This is a genomic window from Terrisporobacter muris, from assembly GCF_024621905.1.
Taxonomy (GTDB): Bacteria; Bacillota; Clostridia; order Peptostreptococcales; family Peptostreptococcaceae; genus Terrisporobacter; species Terrisporobacter muris.
Window position 1 is genome coordinate 1 of sequence record NZ_JANKBY010000465.1, and the last position, 2,198, is coordinate 2,198.

Genomic DNA, 2,198 nt, shown 5'->3' on the forward strand with positions numbered 1-2,198 from the left:
AATCCTTTGTAGTCTCTATTTTTACTATTTTTATCATACTAAATTATTACTTTTAATTAATTTAGTAAGCTCCTAGTTTTTAAATATTATTATATTATAATATCTATTACTCCCTAAAGCTATTGCCATTGTTGTAGTTTTTATATTTTAGTTTACTTAGATTATGAAACTATTTTTATGCTTACACAATTTATTCCTAAAAACACAAAAATGAGTTGCCTTGTTTATTTAGCAACCCATAATAATACTTAAACTTAGTCTCATAAACTAATTTATATTAAACTTTTTATATTATTACCACTTAGAACTAGGGTATCTCCACCTTTTATTACAGTAGATCCTTTAGGAACTAATATCTTATTATCTCGTTTTATCATAACAATAAGTATTTCTTCTGGTATATTTGCATCCATAATCATTTTATTTATCCATTTGCTATCATTTGATATGTTGACCTCTAACAAATCAGTATTTATTTCTCCTGTATAATCTGTAAATGTTCTCAGAACTGAACCTTCATATTCTGTATCGACTAAATCTAGTAAGCTAGCAACCTTAGGTATAAGTGTTCCCTGTATTGCAACAGAAAATAAAGCTATAAAGAATATTATATGGAATATATCATTTTCTATATTGACTCCATATGTAACTGCAAATATTGCAAAAACAACAGATGCCGCTCCTCTAAGTCCAACCCATGATATAAATAGTTTTTCCTTAATTGTAAATTTAAATGGGCTAAGAATTATAAATGTAGCTAGTGGTCTTGCAATTAATATCATAAATACAGATATCGATACTGAAGTTGCTGTAATATAAGGTAATCTTGATGGGAAAGATAGAAGGCCTAGCATAAAAAATAATGCAATTTGCATAATCCATGAAATACCATCAAAGAAATGAAACATACTTTTCTTTTTAGGTATCTTACTATTTCCTATTATTATTCCTGCAATATACACACTTAAATATCCATTTCCTCCAAAAAACTCACTAAATGAATATGAAAGTATTGCAACTGCCGTCACAAAAATTGTATAAAATACATCTACTTCAAAGTTTGAATATCTAAGTATATAAACTGTACCCTTTGCAAATAAAAAGCCCACTATTAAGCCAAATATAATTTGCATAAGTATCATAGGTACTACTGTGCTCAAGCTTAATTCGCCAGAACTCTTCATCATAGTCAATACTATAAGGGTCATCATATAAGCAATCGGATCATTACTTCCACTTTCTACTTCTAAAAGTTATGCTAATGATCCTTTTAAATTTAATTTTTGAGCTCTTAGAACAGCAAATACTGATGCAGCATCTGTAGAGGCAACTATTGCTCCTATTAACACTCCTTCTAATAATGTAGTCTTTATTACTAAATGGCAGAATAAACCTGTAAGACCTGCCGTAATTGCAACTCCTAATGAAGACATCAATATTGATGGAATTGCTATAGGTTTAGCCATATTCCAGTTTGTTCCGAAACCTCCATAAAACATAATAAATACCAAGCCTAGGGAAGATAACTTACTTGCTAATTCATAGTTATCAAAATAAATTCCAACTAATCCATCTGATCCAAATAACATCCCCAGTACAATAAATATAAGAAGCATCGGCACTCCAAATTTATATAAAACCTTAGTCGAAGTTATACAAATAATTAATACTAAACCACTAATTATCATTAGTTCTGTCATAGAATTCCTCCTTTATATATTAATTTTTATTATTTTGAATATGTTTAATTTACATCTAATGTACATTACTAATTCATTTTATAAATAATTTTACATTATTTCACATTTATTGCATAGATACAGTATATTAATTTTATGTTAAAAATAATGTACCATATAGTTTTCTTTTTTTGATTAACACGATATACATTTCCATAAAATTAAAAACCGTATCACTTACTTATGATACGGTTCTCCGTTACACCTCCAAAGGAGCACGTTTTACTTTAATTGTTCTAAAGCCTTACATTTTTTAAGCTCTTTCATAAGTTCTTTCTCTATTTCTTTATCTAAATATCTCCTTGGAATTATATGAGCTACAAATCCACTTATATATATAAGGATCATATCTTCGTAAACTTTTACATCTTTTATACTTTCTAACGATACTGTTTCTGATATAGAATCCCCTTTTACTACTATTGTCCCATCAATAATTTCTAAAGTCTTACTTCCAAA

General features: G+C 27.9%; 1 protein-coding gene and 1 pseudogene. Both read right to left on the bottom strand.

All coding sequences use genetic code 11. The annotated features are described in order from the left end of the window. Positions 1 to 272 precede the first annotated feature (272 nt). Positions 273 to 1,700, bottom strand: a pseudogene (locus tag NSA58_RS19250) (potassium/proton antiporter). Positions 1,701 to 1,961: 261 nt separating this feature from the next. Beyond that, positions 1,962 to 2,198 (bottom strand): YcxB family protein (locus NSA58_RS19255; protein WP_257560871.1); only part of this gene is annotated, 237 nt, incomplete at its 5' end.